The 17332-nt window shown below is 68.0% G+C and carries 18 protein-coding genes; 4 read left to right on the top strand and 14 right to left on the bottom strand.

Going from position 1 to position 17332, the window contains the following annotated elements:
• The first annotated feature begins 82 nt into the window (after nt 1-82).
• Complete coding sequence (locus Y09_RS05075) at nt 83-709, top strand: TetR/AcrR family transcriptional regulator (RefSeq protein WP_053916548.1); 627 nt, start codon at nt 83-85, stop codon at nt 707-709.
• Nucleotides 710-1586: 877 nt separating this feature from the next.
• Here the strand turns inward: Y09_RS05075 and Y09_RS05070 are convergent.
• From Y09_RS05070 to Y09_RS05020, 10 genes are all read right to left on the bottom strand, one after another.
• A complete protein-coding gene (locus Y09_RS05070; protein WP_200716757.1) occupies nt 1587-3020 on the bottom strand; it encodes an NADH-quinone oxidoreductase subunit N in 1434 nt (477 codons plus the stop codon).
• A gap of 3 nt (nt 3021-3023) precedes the next feature.
• The gene (locus Y09_RS05065; RefSeq protein ID WP_234695638.1) at nt 3024-4520 is read right to left on the bottom strand and encodes a NuoM family protein; all 1497 of its coding nucleotides are present in this window, start codon (nt 4518-4520) and stop codon (nt 3024-3026) included.
• Nucleotides 4517-6430: an NADH-quinone oxidoreductase subunit L gene (locus Y09_RS05060; protein WP_053916546.1), complete on the bottom strand. Its 1914-nt coding sequence runs from the start codon at nt 6428-6430 to the stop codon at nt 4517-4519. Before Y09_RS05060 ends, Y09_RS05065 begins: the two co-directional genes overlap by 4 nt.
• Entirely contained in the window at nt 6427-6729 is a 303-nt protein-coding gene (locus Y09_RS05055; protein ID WP_010534530.1) for an NADH-quinone oxidoreductase subunit K, read from the bottom strand. Before Y09_RS05055 ends, Y09_RS05060 begins: the two co-directional genes overlap by 4 nt.
• Nucleotides 6726-7289 (bottom strand): NADH-quinone oxidoreductase subunit J, encoded by a 564-nt coding sequence (locus tag Y09_RS05050; RefSeq protein ID WP_053916545.1) that lies wholly within the window; start codon nt 7287-7289, stop codon nt 6726-6728. Before Y09_RS05050 ends, Y09_RS05055 begins: the two co-directional genes overlap by 4 nt.
• 3 nt (nt 7290-7292) lie before the next feature.
• Complete coding sequence (locus Y09_RS05045) at nt 7293-8228, bottom strand: complex I subunit 1 family protein (RefSeq protein ID WP_053916544.1); 936 nt, start codon at nt 8226-8228, stop codon at nt 7293-7295.
• Nucleotides 8221-9462, bottom strand: a complete 1242-nt coding sequence (locus Y09_RS17815) for a hypothetical protein (protein ID WP_234695637.1) — start codon at nt 9460-9462, stop codon at nt 8221-8223. The genes Y09_RS05045 and Y09_RS17815 overlap by 8 nt, the downstream gene beginning before the upstream one ends.
• Nucleotides 9453-9797 (bottom strand): NADH-quinone oxidoreductase subunit A, encoded by a 345-nt coding sequence (locus Y09_RS05030; protein WP_010534535.1) that lies wholly within the window; start codon nt 9795-9797, stop codon nt 9453-9455. Before Y09_RS05030 ends, Y09_RS17815 begins: the two co-directional genes overlap by 10 nt.
• Before the next feature lie 417 nt (nt 9798-10214).
• The gene (locus Y09_RS05025) at nt 10215-11717 is read right to left on the bottom strand and encodes a multicopper oxidase family protein (protein ID WP_053916541.1); all 1503 of its coding nucleotides are present in this window, start codon (nt 11715-11717) and stop codon (nt 10215-10217) included.
• Between the two features lie 31 nt (nt 11718-11748).
• Complete coding sequence (locus Y09_RS05020) at nt 11749-11985, bottom strand: SHOCT domain-containing protein (protein WP_053916540.1); 237 nt, start codon at nt 11983-11985, stop codon at nt 11749-11751.
• Between the two features lie 192 nt (nt 11986-12177).
• Between Y09_RS05020 and Y09_RS05015 the strand changes: the two genes are divergently transcribed.
• Together Y09_RS05015 and Y09_RS05010 are read left to right on the top strand one after the other, a co-directional pair.
• A complete protein-coding gene (locus Y09_RS05015; protein ID WP_082358639.1) occupies nt 12178-12858 on the top strand; it encodes a response regulator transcription factor in 681 nt (226 codons plus the stop codon).
• Nucleotides 12859-12925: 67 nt separating this feature from the next.
• A complete protein-coding gene (locus Y09_RS05010) occupies nt 12926-13996 on the top strand; it encodes a cell wall metabolism sensor histidine kinase WalK (protein WP_053916617.1) in 1071 nt (356 codons plus the stop codon).
• 34 nt (nt 13997-14030) lie between these two features.
• Here Y09_RS05010 and Y09_RS05005 read toward each other — a convergent pair whose 3' ends face one another.
• Genes Y09_RS05005 through Y09_RS04990 form a run of 4 tightly spaced genes read right to left on the bottom strand, consistent with a single transcriptional unit; the run spans nt 14031 to nt 16691 of the window.
• Nucleotides 14031-14798 (bottom strand): cytochrome c biogenesis CcdA family protein, encoded by a 768-nt coding sequence (locus tag Y09_RS05005; RefSeq protein WP_010534540.1) that lies wholly within the window; start codon nt 14796-14798, stop codon nt 14031-14033.
• The gene (locus tag Y09_RS05000) at nt 14798-15394 is read right to left on the bottom strand and encodes a TlpA disulfide reductase family protein (RefSeq protein WP_053916615.1); all 597 of its coding nucleotides are present in this window, start codon (nt 15392-15394) and stop codon (nt 14798-14800) included. The genes Y09_RS05005 and Y09_RS05000 overlap by 1 nt, the downstream gene beginning before the upstream one ends.
• Nucleotides 15395-15453: 59 nt before the next feature.
• The gene (locus Y09_RS04995; protein WP_234695645.1) at nt 15454-16107 is read right to left on the bottom strand and encodes a CueP family metal-binding protein; all 654 of its coding nucleotides are present in this window, start codon (nt 16105-16107) and stop codon (nt 15454-15456) included.
• Complete coding sequence (locus tag Y09_RS04990) at nt 16107-16691, bottom strand: YdhK family protein (RefSeq protein ID WP_053916538.1); 585 nt, start codon at nt 16689-16691, stop codon at nt 16107-16109. The genes Y09_RS04995 and Y09_RS04990 overlap by 1 nt, the downstream gene beginning before the upstream one ends.
• A 229-nt stretch (nt 16692-16920) precedes the next feature.
• On the opposite strand from Y09_RS04990, the gene Y09_RS04985 reads away from it, so the two are divergent.
• Nucleotides 16921-17331, top strand: a complete 411-nt coding sequence (locus Y09_RS04985) for a four-helix bundle copper-binding protein (RefSeq protein WP_053916537.1) — start codon at nt 16921-16923, stop codon at nt 17329-17331.
• Nucleotide 17332: the final 1 nt, after the last annotated feature.

Below are 17332 nucleotides of genomic sequence, written 5' to 3'. Positions count from 1 at the left end.
ACGGCACCAAACTCAGACATCGGTGTACGGGTTACAACCGATAGAGTAACCCATACATTCCCGTACGAGTTAGAGGTGGAAGATGCCGAACGTCAAGGGCACGACCGCAGCAGGTGAACGCGGCAAGAGCGGTCTGGGGGTCAATCAGCGTGCCGACGCACAGCGCAACCGGGCGAAGATCCTCGCCGCCGCGCCGGTCGCGCTGCGCAAGAACCCGGACGCTTCCGTCGCCGACATCGCCGCCGAAGCCGGCGTGGGCCGCATGACCCTGTACGGGCACTTCGCCAACCGTGCGGCACTGATCGATGCGACCCTCGCGGACAGCCTCGAGCAGGCCGAGGACGTCCTCGGGAACGTGCCCCTCGACGGGGACCCAGTGGCAGCGCTCGAAGCCCTCATCACGTCGAGCTGGTCTCTCCTGGAACGCGTCCGCTCTGTGCTCGTAGTGGCACAGCGCGAACTGCCGTCAGCGCGCATCCGTGAGATGCATGAGGTGGCCGAGGGGCGCATGCAGGGTCTCTTCGAACGCGGACAGCGTGAAGGGGTGTTCCGCGCAGAGCTTCCGGTCAGCTGGCTGCTCGCCGTCACCCATTTGGCCATGAACGCTGCCGCCGAAGAGGTGACCGCCGGCCGAATCGAGCTCAAGGACGCCGCCGACCTCATCATCGGAACCCTGCTCCCAGCCTTCACCGTTCCCGAGATGCGCTGAAGGCCATACGAGTGCAGCAGGAGGCTCTCGCTCCCGCTGCCCCATTAGTGCCCGCTTTCGTCTCCCTCGACGTCAGGGGCGTGACCGTACGTCGTCAGGACGCGGGGTCGGTGCCTCGACGACTCGGTACCCCGCTCGCTGCCACACGTCGCTGAGAACTGCTCCGTAGGCGCCAGTTCCTTCCACAACGATCAGTACACCGTCGAGATCTCCCTCGGTTCGGCGTGAGATCCAGTCTCGGGCGCGTCGCAGCTCTGCAGGGCTGATCGGGAAGACGTTCTGATCTATGAAAGCGCCGATCGGGACTTCGATGATCGCGTAGGAGTGGGTTGCGGCGTGGGTGTCGACGCCGACGACTTATTGGTGGATGTCCCCTACAGTGGCAGGCAGAGTGTTCATGACGATGTTCCTCTCGAATCGCTGGGACGGGACGTCGTTGCTGGCGTCGGCCCAGGATGAGAGTTACTACGAGGTGGGCCTGTAATGAGCCACGCCGTCGGGATCGTGATCTCGACGGTGGACATGCTTCTGATCAAGCCATCGTAGTGTGCCAGGGCTGGCGCCGGCACCCGGTCCCTGCCGGACAGATCCCGGGAATGACACCCCGTAGGGGTCAGCCGATTCAGGAGTCACGACGGGCGCCGGACTACCAGCCCCAACCCTGCCAGCCAGCCCCCGGGCCGGCCACCACGAACACTTACAGCCGATTCACACGTGCCGCCACGAGGGGTTGGCGAAGCCGGGAGAGGCTCAACGTCTCGAGAATGCGCTGGGATAAGCCGTGCCCAAGTGGCCGAGAGGCCATAACGAGCGTGGCGCGTCAGACGCGAGGATCACGCCGACGGCAGCGATGGTGACGTCCATGCCGGCTCCGTCTTTAGAACAGCAGGGGTCCTTCCAGGGCCGCCCACAGGAAACCGGCCAGGATGCCGAGCCCCAGGCTCGCGGTGGCAGCCACCCCGGCGGTGGCTGCCGGCCAGGTGGCCGCTCCGCCCGGGCGGGGGAAGCTAGCGCCGTTATCGGTAGGACGGGCGAACGCGGGCGCGAACCAGCGCAGGTAGTAGAACAGGCTGAGCACGCTGTTGAGCATCACGACCAGCGCCAACCAGCCGTGCCCGCCGTCCCAGGCTGCGGTGGCGGTGGTGAGCTTGCCGACGAACACGGCCAGCGGTGGGGTGCCCACCAGGCCCAGCAGCGCGACGAGCAGAGCCAGGGCCAGCCCGGGGCGGGACCGGGCCAGACCTCGGTAGTCACTCAGCTCGCGGTGGTGGGGCAGCGCTGCGGTGACGGCGAAGGCGGCGACGTTGGCCAGGGCATAGGCGGCGAGGTAGAACAAGAATGAGGGCAGTGCCAGATCACTGCGACCCGCCGCGGCCACCGGGACGAGCAGGAACCCGACCTGGGCCACGGTCGACCAGCCCAGCAGCCGGCGGGGATCGGTCTGCCAGTACGCGGCAAGGTTGCCCACGACCATGGAGGTCGTGGCCAGCACGCCCGCGACGACCAGCCAGGAGCCGTCGCCTTCGGAGATCGTGGCCACGAATCGGTAGACGGCTACCAGCGCTCCGATCTTGGGGACCGTGGTCAGGAACGTCGCGGCGGTGCCGCCGGTGCCCTGTGTGGCGTCGGGTACCCAGAAGTGCAGGGGCACGCCGCCGGCCTTGAACAGCAACCCGGCGAGCACGCCCAGCACGCCGACCCCCACGGCTGCGGCCGGGGCCCCGGGTAGCACGTCCCGCAGCAGGGCGTAGTCGGTGCCCCCGGCCACGGCGTAGAGCACGGTGACCCCGAGCATGAGCAGGATCCCGGACAACGCGCCCATGAGGTAGGTCTTCATCGCCGCTTCGGCCCCGGCCCGGCCGCCGGTCAGGCCGATAATCCCGTACAAGGGGATGCTGACCAGCAGGAATCCGGCTACGAGCACGAGCAGGTCGGTGGTTCCGGCTAGCACCATCACCCCGGTGGTGGCGAAGAGCAGCAGCGCGTAGGTGTCGGACTCTCGCGGCGAGCCGGCGAGTTCCCCGGAGGCCACCCCGAGGACCAACAGGGTCGTCAGGGCCGCGATTATCCGGGCGGCTCCGGTGGCGACGTCCACAGCGAAGGTGCCTGAGAACGCGCTCTGTTCGGGGCCGGTCATCGCCACGGCGGCGGCGACCGTGGCACCGAGCAGGGCTACCGCGGCGACGGCGCGGGCGATCCACTGCCGCTGGCGGGGCAGGAATGAGCCGCCCAGCAGCACCACCACGCCGCCGATGAAGACGAGGATCTCCGGCAGCAGCAGGGCGGGCCGCATCTGCATCGAGGCCTCCACCGGTTACCTCCCGACCAAGGAGACCAGGGCCGCGGAGGCCGGCTCGATCACCTCGAGCAGGACTCGAGGCAGCACCCCGATGAGCACGGACAGGGCCAGCAGCGGACCGACCGACCACAGCTCCCGGACGCGCAGATCCGCGAACCCGGGCGATCGGCCCTCCGTGGGGCCGGTGAACACTTGCTGCAGCGCCCGCAGGAACAGGGCGGCCGTGACCAGGATGCCCGGCAGGGCGATGGCGGTGACCGGGGCGACCGCGATGCTGCCGGCGAAGATCTGGAACTCGGCGATGAATCCGGAGAACCCGGGCAGGCCCAGGGAGGCGAAGGCACCGACCGCGAACAGCGCCGCATACCGCGGCGCGGGACCGGCCAGGCCTCCGTAGGAACCCATGTCATAGGTGCCGGCCCGATCCTGCATCACCCCCGCCAGCAGGAACAGCGCGGCGGTGATCAACCCGTGGCTGACCATCTGCACCACCGCACCGGTGACCGCCACCGAGCGGGCCTGCTCGGCGCCCTCGGCGACCAGACCCGCCGCACCCAGGGCCAGGACGATGTAGCCCATATGATTGACGGAGGTGTAGGCCACCATCCGCTTGAGGTCCGTCTGAGCCAGCGCCACGAACGCTCCGTACAGCACCGAGACGATACCGATCGCCACGATCACCCAGGCCCAGGACCGCCACGCCTCCGGGAGCATCGGCATGGCGATGCGCACGAACCCATAGGTCCCCATCTTCAGCAACACCGCAGCCAGCACGGCCGAACCGGTCGCCGGGGCGTCGGTGTGGGCCGGTGGCAACCAGGTATGGAAGGGAACGGTGGGGGTCTTCACCGCGAGACCGACCACGATCGCCGCCAGCACCAGCCCCCCGGTCAGCGGGCTGTCATCGAGCGGGGTGGCCGCGACAAGCTCGGGGATGTCGAAGGTGTGCGGTGCGGCGGCCACGTAGAGCCCGATAAAGCCCAGCAGCAGGGCCAGTGATCCCAGAAACGTGTAGAGGAAGAACTTCAGGGCCGAGCGGGCAGCGTTGCCATGGCCCCATCCGGCGATCACGAAGTACATGCCCACGATCGAGAGATCGAAGAACACGAAGAACAGGATGAGGTCGGCTGCCACGAACACCCCCAGACTCACGCCCTGCAGGAACAGGAACAGGGCCGTCTGAATCCGGGGCCGGTCGGGCTGGCGCAGGGCGTAGACGGCACAGGCCAGGAAAACGATCGTCGTCATGGCCACCAGCGGTAACGAGAGACCATCCACGCCCACGTGATAGCTGCTGTTCACCCCCGGGATCCACGGCACCTGCTGCTCGTACGCCAGTGCGTTTTGCCCCGGGTCCTCATAACCGACCCACAGCACTCCGACGAGCACCAGCTCGACCGCGCTCACGGCGACCCAGGCCCAGCGGGCGACCGCAGGGCCGATCGCCGGCATCGCCGCCAGGACGACGGCGGCGGCCAGGGGCAGGAAAACGATCAGACTCAGCATGCTCATCCCATCACGGCATAGACGGACCAGGCCACGACGCCGATCGCGAGGACCGCGACGGCCTGGAGGAAGTACTGGTGGATGGCTCCGGTCTGCGGGATCCGGGCCAGATGCCCGAGCCGGCGGACCCGACCGGCGAGGATCTCCACCCCACGGTCCACTCCGTCGTCATCGACCCTCGCCGCCAGCTGACCGGTCACTTCGGCGGCGTGCGCGGTGGCGTCGACCCCGGCGTCGAGAATCCGGTCGTCGGCACGGGCGGCGATCCGCGCTAGCACAGGCACCGCCCCGGCGGCGGCCATCACGGTGCGGTCCAGGACGTGGTCATCGAACCGAGCCAGGGCGTGCGCCAGGGACAGGGACGGGCGGACGACGACGGCATGCGCGATCCTCTCCAGCCCCAGCCACTCACGGGCCCATCTCGGCTCGGGGGCGCGTAGCCGCAGCATCAGCAGCAGCACGGCGGCCGCGATCACGGCCGAGAGAGCCAGCTCGACGGCCGAGACCTCGCCGTGCCCGCCCAGTGTCTGGGCGAGGGCCCGGCTGAGCGGGGGCAGAGCCAGCACGACGAGCCCGGCCGCGCCGGCGGCCAGCACGACCAGCGGCGCCTGCTCCAGGGCCCCTACCTGGCCGGTGCCGCCCGCACGGACTCCCGCGCCGTCCCCGCGGCGCCAGATCGCCCACAGGGCCTTGCCGGCATAGGCGGCCGACAGGGCGGACGCCAGCAACCCGGCGGCATAGAGCCACGGGGAGGCCTCGAGCGCAGCAGCCAGCACGGCGTCCTTGGTCGCCCACAGGGACAGCGGGGCGATCCCCGCCAGGGCCAGCGCCCCCACGCTCGCGCAGACCCCGACAACCCGCCACCGACGCCCCACTCCGCGTAGTCTCGCGAGATCTTCGGTGCCCACCGCCGTCAACCATGCCCCGGCAGCCAGGAAGAGCAGGGCCTTGGTGGAGGCGTGCGCCACCAGATGGGCCGCGCCGCCACTGACCGCGCCGACGCCGGCAGCGAGAACGACGAACCCCAGCTGGGCGACCGTGGAGGCGGCCAGGAGCTGTTTGAGCTCCCGCTGGGCCAGCGCCACGATGCCCATCAGCACCGCGGTGAGCATCCCGAGCCAGGCGGCCACTGGCCCGGCCCACCCGGTCGCAGCCAACAACGGCTCCACGCGCAGAAGCAGAAAGCCGCCCATGGCCACCATCGCCGCTGAGTGCAGCAGCGCGCTCACCGGGCTGGGACCCTGCATCGCCCCGGAGAGCCAGAACGAGAAGGGCAGCTGTGCGGCCTTCCCCAGGGCAGCGACCAGGATCCCGGCCGCGACGACGTGGCGCCACGGGTCCGTCGCGGCGGGGAGGTCAGCCAGCGCCATTCCTGCTCCGCCGGCCAGGGCGGCGCCGGCGGCGACGTAGAGGCCCAGGTCGGCGGTGCGGGTGGTGAGGAAGGCGGTGAGCCCCGCCGAGACCCGGTGCGGTTCCCGCCACCAGAACCCGATCAGGGCGTAGGAGGTCGCGCCCATCACCTCCCAAGCGAACAGCAGCGCCGGGATACTGGCGGCGGAGGCCGTGACCAAGGCCGCGGCGGAGAAGATCAGCATCAGCCCGTGGAAGCGGGCCCGGGACTCCCGGATGCTCCCAGCCGCGAAGACCAGCACCAGGAAGGTCACCGCGGCGATCATCGGTGCGGTCAGCGCCGCAAGGGCATCCACCTCCAGTGCGAAGTCGGCGCCGGCCAGGAACGGGGACGACAGCGCCGGCCTGGCCAGGGCGACGACTGCCGCCAGTGCCGTGGTGAGCCCAGCGGTGGCCACCGCGATCGGTGTCGCAACGCGTTCCCACCGGCGGGTCAGGGCCAGCGCGGCGCCCATGCCCCCCGGGAGCAGCACCATGGCGAGCAACGCGCCCTCGGCCCCGGTCATCGGGACAGCTCCTCGGCCATGTCCGTCATGTCGGTCTGGCGCCGGCGGTGCAGCAACGTGGCCACGGCGAAGCCCATGGCCATCTCCACGGTCATCGCCGCCAGCACGACCAGCAGCAGCACCTGCCCGGAAGGGTCCGGGGCCAGGAACCACCAGAATCCGGCGGCGGCCAGCAACACCCCGTTGATCATCAGCTCCAGACCCATCATCACCATCACCACCACCTGCTGGGACAGCGCTCCGTAGAGGCCCACCGCGAACAGCGCGGCGGCCACCACCAGCACGGCTTCCAGGGTCATCGGCCCACACCCCCCGGCTGGGGATCGTCGGCCGGCCGGCGGCGTAGGTCGTCACCGAACCGGTCGTAGCGGGTGCGATGAGCGGCCAGCACCACCCCGGACACGATGGTTGCCACCAGGACCGCACCCACCACGACCATGACCAGCATCTTCTCGCCCATGATCGCCAAGCCGATCGCGTGCGTGAGGTCCTCGGGCGGGGCGCCGCGTCGCTCCGGCCAGGGGATGAGCAGGGCGCCGGCAGCCAGCAGCCCGAAAACGCCGGCCGAGGCGCCGATCGCCGTCTTCTTCCCGTGGGTCATGTCCATCGGCATCAGCGCCGGGTTCATGCCCATGAACATCACCATGTAAACAGCCATCACCGCCATCTCCATCACCATCATCAAGATCGTGATGACCCCGAGATAGCTCTGCTGCAAGAGGAGGATCTGCACTCCCACGGCGATGAACGACAGCGCCAGGGCGTAGGTGGCCCGGGCCATGGAGTCCACCACGAACACGGCTACGCCCGCGGCCACGGCCACCACGGCGAGTACCCAGAACACGATTGTGAACAGCACGGTTCAGCCCTTCCCGACGACGACGAGAGACACGACCAGGTCCTGGGCCACGGCCGCAGGCAGCAAGACCACCCACCCGATCTCCATGAACCGGTCCGGTCGGAACATCGGCAGCTTCCGCCGCAGCCACACCAGCACGGTCAGCACCGCCACGGTCTTCACCAGCACCCACGCCCAGCCCGGCAGCACGGGCCCGGCGCCCCCGCCCAGGAACAGCGGTACCGCGAAGGCCGCCCCGGCAGCCAACAACGCGTAGCGCCCGGCCAGGAAAACCAGGCGGTCCACCCCGGAGAGTTCACTCAACACACCACCGGCAATGTCCGCGGAAAGGGCCGGGGCGAACGGGCCCCACACCGAGAAACCGGTCACCCCGATCAGATAGACCAGGAACGCCACCGGCATCCACACCACGAACCACAGGCCCTCCTGCGCGGCAGCCACCTCCCCGACGCGAAGACTGCCAGCCGCGATCGCCGGGGCCACCAGCGCAAACATCAAGGGGAGCTCGTAGGCCAGCCCATGGGCAAGGAACCGGTAGCCACCCACCAGGCTGTGCGTCGAATTGGCGCCCCACCCGGCCAACCACACCAGGGCCCAGACCATGACGTCCACGGCGTTGAACCACACCACCCCCACGTCCAGGTCCGCCAGCGTCCAGCGCCCCAACGGGATCACCGCGACCATTACGAACGCCCCGACCAGCAGGCCCGCGCCACCGATCCGCCACAGCAGTGTGTCCGCGGCCACGGTGGTCCGGCGCCGCTGCCGCAGCAGCCGCGCGGTGCGGGCCACGGGCGCCACCCAACCACCGGAGGCGCCGTGGGCGCGAGCGGACAATGCCGCCTCCAGAGCAACAGCGAAGAACGCGAGGCCGCCCAGAATGATGGCTGCCAGTACGGCCCATCCGGCAGAGACGGTCGTCACCACGGACTCAGACATGCCTCGCCTCCTGGACGGCCGGGAACGGAACAAGATCCAAGCTCGCCACCGCCAGCCGCACAGAGGCCACTTCCACCCCTGGCACCAGGTGCGGCACAATCTCCCAAGGCACCACACCTGTCTCGATCGGCGCCACGGGCTCCTCGTTGCGTGTCTCGGCCCGGATCACGTCGAGGCTCCACAGCAACCGGTCGTGGGCGTCCCCGAGACAACGGCTCGGCAAGCCATGACGCTCTAGATCAGCGGAGGTGAGAGGCAGAACGCTCCGCAGAGACCAACGCAGCAGCCGCGATTTCCGCACTGTGCGGTACAACCGCTCAACGGCGTCCTGGGCAGCATCTTGTTCGCCGTGCAGCAGTGTGTCCCGGGCATGGCGGGCACGGGCTGCCGCATCTTCCGCCCCCGCAAGTGCCAGCAACGCCAGGGCATTGTCACACCGCACCGCCGGGGGCACGGGGCCGGGACGCTTCGCCTGCACCGGAGTCCCGTAGCCCCCACCATCGATCACAGCTGCCTCGGCGTCGACCACGACATCGCCCTGCAACGAGCAGCGAAGGACCAGCCCTGCCGGCCAGAACGGCAAGACAGGACCCAACGCCAGATGCAGGACATCCATCTCCAGACCGTCACGGTCTTCCCCGCCCTGGGCCAACGGAATGCCCCCCGGAGCCATGTCCATTCCGCCGTGGCCGCCATGACCCTCGTGACCGCCATGACCCTCGTGGCCGCCATGGCCGTCGTGGTTCTCGTGGCCCGCCTGGTCATGTTCCATCTCGCCATGGTCTGGGTTCCTCATACCGGGGTGTTCTTCGGGGGACGTCCCGTCGTGCTCACCATGGTCGAGGTCCCCGTCGTCCATGTCGTTGGAGTCGTCAGAAAGCTGAGGTTCCTGCAGTCGGCCCTGCGCATCTGCTCTATGACCGGGAGTGTCGAGAAGGAGGTCAGCGGCGGTGCGTAGAGCCAATGCCACAGCGTCGGGCGAGCTGATGTTGGTGCGTACCCGTGGACCGGGCATCTGCTCCCAGATGAGGTCCACCAGTTCCGCCAGTTCAGGGCCGGGCACGCCGCACACCGCAAGGACGTCCGCATCGGCTGGGGTCCACGCCCGTCGCCATCCACGGCGCAGCATCTGATGTTCGAGCTCCACACGTATCGACCACTGGCCCGGCGGCTCGACAACGAGGACGTGGGCAGCACGGACGGCGAGTCCGGCGAGGAGTTCGTTCAGACCCATCGAAACGCCCCTTCCCGCCAAGCCCAGGCCACAGCGACAAGCAGAGCGCCGAGAAAGAGGAACATCTCGACGACTGCGGAGAGCCCCTTCTCAATCACGACCACGGCCCAGGGGTACATGAACAGCATCTCGACGTCGAAGGCCAGGAAGATGATGGACGCAAGATACCAACGCACGTGGAAGCGCGATAGGGCGTGCTCCTGGGGCACCCATCCAGATTGGGCAGGCAACGAGGTCAACGGATCGACGTGAACCGTCAAGACACGATGCGCCGCGAACAGCGCCACGAGGGTCAGCATCGCCACCAAGGCCATGGCCACAATCCCGAAATACATCACGATCCGACCTTTCGGCAGGGCGGGGCATAGAGCTCTGGGCTCCATGATAGGGAGGAACCCACCGTAGCGAGATCTTCCCTCTCACTCTGAATCATCTGACTGAACCGGCCTCCTCGACTGCGCCGAGGACCGTGGTGTCGTCGATTTCGTTCTCGGAGGTGACGACGAGGCGAACCGTCTGGGCGCTCACCTGGAGGTCGGTCACCTCGGAGAGCCCCCGACAACGTCGGAGGGTCTCCCCTGGCGGGGGACAACGGGTAGGCACGCTCCATGCGGGCCTTCCGGCGAGCAGGTTGGTCGCTGGCACACGTCTGTTCGTGAACGCCGCGGACGATGAGGTGACGGTCGGTCGAATCGATCGCAGTGACGCAGCCGGTCTCACCGTGGCGCCCTCGGGGGCGTGGCCGTACGGCATCAGGACTCGTAATCGATCTCTGTCATCATGCCGGCTTCCTGGTGGTACGCGTTGTGGCAGTGTGCCGCCCAGCGGCCCGGATTGTCCGCATCGAAGTCGAGGGCGAACGATTCCATAGGCGCGAGCATCACCGTGTCCTTCCGGAGCCCCGACGGCAGGGCGAAGGTGTGGCCGTGGATGTGCAGGGGATGGCTCATCATCGTCTGGTTGGTCGCGATGATCCGCACGCGCTGTCCCTTGCGAATGCTGAGAGGAGTGTTCTGCCCGTAGGGCGCTCCGTTGATGGCCCACTGGTAGGGCTGCATCGATCCTTGGAATGCGAGCTCGAGTTCGGTGTCGACGGCGCGGTCCTCGAGTCGCGAGGCTTCGGCCGGTTCCAGGATGGACCCGATGAGGACCTCCCCGTCGAGTTCTCTGACCTGGACGTCCGGAGCGGGCACTTCCCCGGCACCGGTCTTCAGCACGGCGAGTCCCTGGCCGCCGCTGGGTTTCCCGACGGGCCGCGCCACCAGAGGGAACATGCCGTCCTTCACGGTGACCACCATGTCGTAGCGCTCGCCCATGCCGAGGTAGAGCGCCTTGGCGGTGACCGGTTCGACGGGGAATCCATCCGAGTGGGTGACGGAGAGGTCGTGGTCGCCGAGCGCGAGAGCGAAGATGGTGTCGGCGGAGGCGTTGATCAGACGGATGCGCACGCGCTGGCCGGGCTTCGCCTCGAAGATCTCCGGTGCTTCGGGAACCCGGCCGTTGACCAGGAAGTGGGGGTAGGCCACGTCACCGGCGTCGCCCCAGGGCTCGTCCCCCATCGGCATGCCGCCGTGGTCCATGCCGCCAGGTCCGTCGTCGCCCATGGGCATGTTGCCGTGGTCCATGCCGCCTGCATCCGAAGGCCCGGCGCTGGTCAGCGCGGCCAGGACCTCATCGGGGGTCTGCCCGGTCCCATCGATCCAGTCATCGAGGGTCACGATCCATTCCGCGTCGTAGTCCCCGGGTTCGTCGGGGTCGTCGATGATCAGTGGGGCGTAGAGCCCGCGGTCGAGCTGCAGGCCGACGTGGGAGTGGAGGAAGTAGGTGCCGGGGTCGGGGGCGACGAATTCGTAGGTGTAGGAGGTGTCCGGCTCGACCGGGTCCTGAGTCATGCCGGGCACCCCGTCGGCGGCGTTGTGCAGACGGATGCCGTGCCAGTGGATCGTGGAGGTCTCCGGCAGCCGGTTCTCGAGCGTGATGCGCAGCAGGTCGCCGGCTGTGGCGCGGATCGGCGGCCCGGGGAGGGTCTCGCCGTATGCCCAGGTCGAGACCGTCTTCCCTCCGAGGTCCACCGTCGTCGGCGCCGCGGCGAGGGTCTGGGTGACGACGTTCTGACCGGCTTTCGGCGTCAGGGCAGGAGGCGGTGCGAAGCCTCCAACTTCGGTCGGAGCGGCTCGGTCGCCACATGCCGCGAGCGTCAGTGCTGCCGCGCCGAGGCCTCCGGAGAACACGGTGCGGCGGGAAAAAGTCTTCACAGGTGCAGTCCTTCTAGAGCGAGGGGTGGTGTCATGGCCGAAAGGCGTCCAAGACCAGTCGTCGTCGTTGCTCGAACTCATCGGCCGTGATCTCTCCTCGAGCCAGGCGCAGCGAGAGTTCCCCGATCGCCTCGTTCTCGTCCCGAGCGCGTCGGGGGCGCCCGGGCAACACGGTGCGTGCCAGCAGCAGCGCCGAGGTCCAGAGGAGTACGAGGAGGCCGGCGACCATCGCCCACATCAGCCACGACATCGCATCGGTCGGCATCATCGAGCAGCTCCCTTGGTTGAGTACGTACGCGACACGGTCCCCACCAGGTTCCCCCGGGGCGGGGGAAGATCTCGTCGAGAGTTCCTCAAGATCCGGTCCAGATAGTCCGCCTGCACCTCCATAGACGCGCGGTGTCCAGGAACGGAGACCAGACTGGAGCTCATGAGGAGTGAATCGGCTCGAGCCGCAGCGATGGTTCTCGTCGTCGAGGACGAAGCGGCGCTGTCGGACGTCGTCCAGGCGTATCTCGCGAAGGCCGGCTACGCGACTGCGAGCGCGCGGAGCGGTCCGGAGGCGGTGGAGATGGCCCGTGCCCTGGCGCCGGACGTGATCGTCCTCGATCTCGGCCTGCCTGGTTTAGATGGCTTGGAGGTGATGCGCAGGATCCGCACTTTCTCGGACTGCTACGTGCTGATCACGACGGCGCGATCCGAGGAGGTGGACCGCCTGGTGGGGCTCTCGGTGGGGGCGGATGACTACCTCACCAAGCCGTTCAGCGTGCGTGAGCTCGTCGCCCGGGTCCAGGCCGTGCTGCGTAGGCCCCGCGCCGAGTCAGGGAATGCTTCAGGCATGGTGCGTACGTTCGGCGAGCTTGAGATCGACACTGCTGCGCAGGAAGTACGACTCGCTGGCCGGATGGTCCCGCTGACCCCCACCGAGAGGGGGCTCCTGATGACCCTGGCGCACCGGCCGGGCCAGGCCTTCAGCCGCAGACAGCTGATGGAAGCCGTCTGGGGCGACAGCTGGATCGGAGATGACCATCTCGTCGATGTGCACATCGCCAACCTCCGCCGGAAGCTCGACGAGTCGGCTGAGTCCGCACGGTTCATCACCACGGTGCGCGGTATCGGATACCGGATGGGGAAGGGATGAGCTCGTGACCGCCCCCAGTACCTCTGTTCGAACGGTCCGGCCTGGCACCAGCTTGGCCTCGCGCCTGATGATCGGCCAGCTCATCGTGCTGCTCGCCGGTGCGCTCACCATCACGGTCCTGACAGTGATCATCGGACCTGCCGTCTTCCATTACCACCTGCTCCAGACCGACCTCCCGGTGGGCAGCGACGAGCTCGTCCACATCGAACGTGCCTACCGCGACGCTCTTGCCCTTGCGCTGGGCGTCGGCCTGGTCGTCTCTCTGTTAGCTGCAGGCCTCGTCACCTGGAATCTGGCGCGACGACTCCGCCAGACGCTTCAGAGCCTTACCTCCGCTGTCGATGAGCTGTCCCGAGGCCACTACTCCACACGCGTGCCCTCCGTCGGAGCCGGGACCGAGCTGGATTCGCTGGCGGCCACGCTCAACGACATGGCTGCACGTCTGGATGCCGTCGAAGAGACCCGACACCAGCTGCTCGCCGACCTCGCGCATGAGCTGCGCACCCCGATCGCCACCCTCTCCGCGCATCACGAGGCCATGGCCGACGGCGTCATCGAAGCCGATGCGGCCATGCCCATCCTCTCCGGCCAGACCGTGCGACTGTCGCGGTTGGCCGACGACATCAGTGAGGTGTCCCGGGCCGAGGAGGGCCAGCTCCCGGTACAGCTGCACCCCCTCGCCGTCGATGACTTGCTGGCATCAGCACTCCAGGAATGGGAGGAACGGTTTGAGACAGCGGGTGTGGCATTACGACGAGAAGTCGCCCTGCCCCACTCCGTGACGATCCACGCGGACCCGGACCGCCTCGCCCAAGTACTTGGGAACTTGCTGAGCAATGCTCTGCGGCACACTTCCCCCGGAGGCACCGTCACGGTCTCGGCAGCCACCCACGGCAGCACGGTGGAGATCGCGGTAGCGGATGACGGCGAAGGGTTCACCGCTGAGGACCGGTCTCGCCTGTTCGAACGCTTCTTCCGCGCCGACAGCTCCCGCACCCGTGAGAACTCCGGCTCAGGCATCGGCCTGACGATCAGTCGAGCCCTGGTCGATGCGCACGGCGGGACCATGGCCGCGGCCAGTGAGGGCTCAGGGCGGGGAGCCACCTTCACCATCCGGTTGCCCCGAGCAATCGTCTGACCGCTGAGCCGGCCGCGTACGGCGGGCTCAGCGATCAGACGATCGTGGTGAAGTTGCCGATCCGCACCTGGAGCAGTGCCATCCACTGCTCCCACACTCCGGAGACCAGCAGGAGTCCGATGGCGATGAGCACGGAGCCGCCAACGATCTGGAGCGTGCGGCGATGCCGGGACAGCACTCTGGAGATTCCTAGGGCGCGCCGGAACACGAGAGCGAAGAGGATGAACGGGATCCCGAGCCCGATCGCATAGCCGAAAGCCAGGAGAGCGCCGCGGCTCGCGGAGGCCTCCCCGAGGCTGAGTGCGGCGACTGCGGCGAACGTCGGCCCGATGCACGGGGTCCAGGAGAAGCCGAACGTGATCCCGAGCAGCGGGGCGCCGGCGAGTCCGGCATCGGGGCGCTTCCGGATCCTTTTCACACCGGAGAGGCGGGGGAAGATTCCCACGAACACCAGGCCCATGAGGATGACCAGCACCCCGGAGATCCGATTGATCGCGCTCGTGTACTGGATCACCAATGACCCGAGTGCACCGACGAAACCGCCGATGACCAGGAACACCGCCGTGAAGCCCGCGACGAACAGCACAGCGCCGGTGACCAGGCGCCATGGCCGTTCCCCGGGATCGCCGGTGCGGGGCGGCCCGGCGCTTCCTCCGGTGAGCCCGGTGATGTATCCGAGGTAGCCGGGGACCACCGGAAGCACGCACGGCGAGAGGAACGCGACCAGACCGGCCACCATCGACAGCAGCAGGGCTGCGGCCAGGGGGCCGCTCAGCACGGTGGTGGCGAACAGTTCACCCATCAGGCGGCCTCCGCAAGCACGGCATCCAAGAGGCTCTTTAGGGTGCTCTGATCGGCTGCGCCCGCTATCCGGGCGGCTACTCGTCCTTCAGCATCGAGGATCAAAGTCGTGGGGACGGCGTTGGGCGAGACGCTGCCGTCCATGGACGCGATCACCGCGCCGTCGGTGTCGGGGATCGAGGGGTAGGTGATGCCGAAGGTCTCCTCGAACGCGGCGGCCGGCCCGGCCTTGTCGCGCGTGTTCACGCCCATGAATTCCACTCCCAGGGCGCTGTACTCGGAGTGCACGGCCTTCAGCGCCGGTGCTTCGACCCGGCACGGCGGACACGACGCATACCAGACGTTGATCAGCAAGGGTGCACCGCGCAGCGCCGTGGAGTCGAAGTCGTCGCCGTCATAGGTGGTTCCCCGAAGCTCCAGAGGATCGGCGCGTCCCTCCGGGGGGATCTCGACGACAACCCCATCACCGGAGACGTACCCGGCGTTCGCCTCACTCGCCGCATCCGAAGAACCGCTGCACGCCGCAAGAAGGGGCGCGAGGACGAGCAGGCTACCGCCCCGCCGCAGCGTGGTCCGCCGACTCAGGCGTGGTGTCACGCTCCGCCCAGTTGGGCCGACCACCGAATGCCAGAAGGCGGACCGGGTGCTTCGCCTGCTCACGTCAGCTGGAGACTGGTCAGACAGGTCAGATCATCCTCCGCCTGGGTCGAGATGGACGCGGTCCCTGTGTAGTCCTCGAGGGTGCACGTGAGCTCCGCGGTGATTCCACGCGGTAGCCAGAGACCGAGGAACCCGTTGTCATGCGTGGTGCGAGGGCCCTCTTCGAAGGCCTCGCCCGAGCTGCTGTCGACCACGCTCACGGTGAGCTCGCGGCTGCGCAGTTCTCCGCGGCACGTGGTCAGGCTGTGGAAGGCGCACTCGTGGGTGGTCTCGATGAACGGTGCCACCGACAAGTAGAACTGGTCCTCGGGAAGGGGCAGCTCGGCCTTTCGCTCTGCATCGTCTTGGAGCTGGAGAGACGTCGCGGTGACGCTGGCAATCAGGTCCTGCGGTCGCTCAGCCACCGGGAGCGCTTCGAGCCGGTCGATGATCTCGTGCGCGTCCGCGTCGGCGAAGCCATGTTCCTGAAGCAGCTCCTGATCGCTCGTGACGGATGCGGGCTCGGACCCACCGGCCCCGCAGCCGGCGACCACGAGCGGGAACAGGCCGGCACCGAGCACGAGCGATCGGCGCGGCAACCGGCCGGTGCGACGACGGGGCCTACCCCCGGAGGAGGCGAGCGCACTTCGAGGGCTCGACGGGGAGGTCATCACGCAGGCTCGATCTCGCTCTCGACGACCCACTTGTGGTTCGTCATCATCATCCCGTCGGCCTCGTAATCGACCATGTACACGGTCTCCTCGGTGGCACTGTCGATGGTGGCCTCAGCACCCTCCATCCCGGTCATGTGATCGGCGGTGATGACCACCTCGGTGCCCTCTGCCAGCGGTGCCTCTCCCGGGTTCTCGAGCTCCTCGTGAACGACCCACTTGTGGTCAGTGACCGGCTCACCGCCATCGGTCGGCGTGAAGCTGACCGAGTAGGTCGTGGTGTCGAAGGCGCCCGAGATCGTCGCCGTCGCCCCCTCCATGCCCTCCATGTGGTCCGCCGTGAGCGTCACCTCCGTGCCGACCGGGAACTCGGGATCCTCCGCAGACGCCATACCTTCGGGCGCAGGGCCGCCATCCATCGGGTGCTCCATGCCGCCGTGGCCACCACCATCGGACGCCTCCGACGCTTCTGACTCGCCCGGCGTGTGACCCTCCTCAGACCCGCTGTCGGTGCAGCCGGCAAACACAATCGCACCGGTGACGACGACGGCCGCGAGACGGCCGAGAGAGCGACGAGAACGCATGATTTCTCCTAGTCAGATAGTCAGAGGACACTTTGCACCAGCCTATGACCCCTAGATCAAGGTCTCCTCAAGGTCAGATCTTGACTTCTTGAGCACAACGTTGGCCAGTCATTCCGCATCGCCTCCAAACGAGTGGTCTATCCGCTTCCGTCCTTCGGGGGGCGATGGCTAGCGTCGTCAGGACGGGCCGGCATCCGCCGGTCCGTCCGGAACGAGAAGGAGCAGGATCATGACCCATCACGTCGCATCAATGCTTCAGACCTACCCGAAGGACCTCGGCACCATCGACCAGCAGAAGCTCGCCGAATGCATCGAGGCCTGCTTCGAGTGCGCCCAGACCTGCACCGCCTGCGCGGACGCCTGCCTGGCCGAAGACATGGTGGCGGAGCTGACCCAGTGCATTCGCCTGAACCAGGACTGCGCCGACGTCTGCGAGGTCACCGGCCGGGTCCTATCCCGCCAGACCGGGAAGAACGTCGCCCTCAACCGTGCCCTGCTCGAGGCGTGTCAGGCGGCGTGCCGGTCCTGCGCCGAGGAGTGCGAGAAGCACGCTGAAATGCACAAGCACTGCAAGGTCTGCGCGGACGCCTGTCGCCGCTGCGAGCAGGCCTGTGCAGAGCTGTTGGCCTCGATCAGCTGAT

It is taken from the genome of Brachybacterium sp. SW0106-09 (assembly GCF_001293905.1).
In the GTDB taxonomy this organism is placed as follows: Bacteria; Actinomycetota; Actinomycetes; order Actinomycetales; family Dermabacteraceae; genus Brachybacterium; species Brachybacterium conglomeratum.
The sequence above is the reverse complement of the archived record's forward strand: the minus strand, read 5'-3'. Positions and strand labels throughout refer to the sequence as shown.

Coding starts and splice junctions, on each gene's coding strand:
- Y09_RS05005 (WP_010534540.1), bottom strand. CDS start 14,798: ATGGGTGAACTGTTCGCCACCACCGTGCTGAGCGGCCCCCTGGCCGCA.
- Y09_RS04995 (WP_234695645.1), bottom strand. CDS start 16,107: ATGACCTCCCCGTCGAGCCCTCGAAGTGCGCTCGCCTCCTCCGGGGGT.
- Y09_RS05055 (WP_010534530.1), bottom strand. CDS start 6,729: ATGACCCTGGAAGCCGTGCTGGTGGTGGCCGCCGCGCTGTTCGCGGTG.
- Y09_RS05020 (WP_053916540.1), bottom strand. CDS start 11,985: ATGATGCCGACCGATGCGATGTCGTGGCTGATGTGGGCGATGGTCGCC.
- Y09_RS05075 (WP_053916548.1), top strand. CDS start 83: ATGCCGAACGTCAAGGGCACGACCGCAGCAGGTGAACGCGGCAAGAGC.
- Y09_RS05015 (WP_082358639.1), top strand. CDS start 12,178: ATGGTTCTCGTCGTCGAGGACGAAGCGGCGCTGTCGGACGTCGTCCAG.
- Y09_RS05065 (WP_234695638.1), bottom strand. CDS start 4,520: ATGAGCATGCTGAGTCTGATCGTTTTCCTGCCCCTGGCCGCCGCCGTC.
- Y09_RS05010 (WP_053916617.1), top strand. CDS start 12,926: ATGATCGGCCAGCTCATCGTGCTGCTCGCCGGTGCGCTCACCATCACG.
- Y09_RS17815 (WP_234695637.1), bottom strand. CDS start 9,462: ATGGGTCTGAACGAACTCCTCGCCGGACTCGCCGTCCGTGCTGCCCAC.
- Y09_RS04985 (WP_053916537.1), top strand. CDS start 16,921: ATGACCCATCACGTCGCATCAATGCTTCAGACCTACCCGAAGGACCTC.
- Y09_RS04990 (WP_053916538.1), bottom strand. CDS start 16,691: ATGCGTTCTCGTCGCTCTCTCGGCCGTCTCGCGGCCGTCGTCGTCACC.
- Y09_RS05045 (WP_053916544.1), bottom strand. CDS start 8,228: ATGTCTGAGTCCGTGGTGACGACCGTCTCTGCCGGATGGGCCGTACTG.
- Y09_RS05030 (WP_010534535.1), bottom strand. CDS start 9,797: ATGTATTTCGGGATTGTGGCCATGGCCTTGGTGGCGATGCTGACCCTC.
- Y09_RS05060 (WP_053916546.1), bottom strand. CDS start 6,430: ATGACCGGGGCCGAGGGCGCGTTGCTCGCCATGGTGCTGCTCCCGGGG.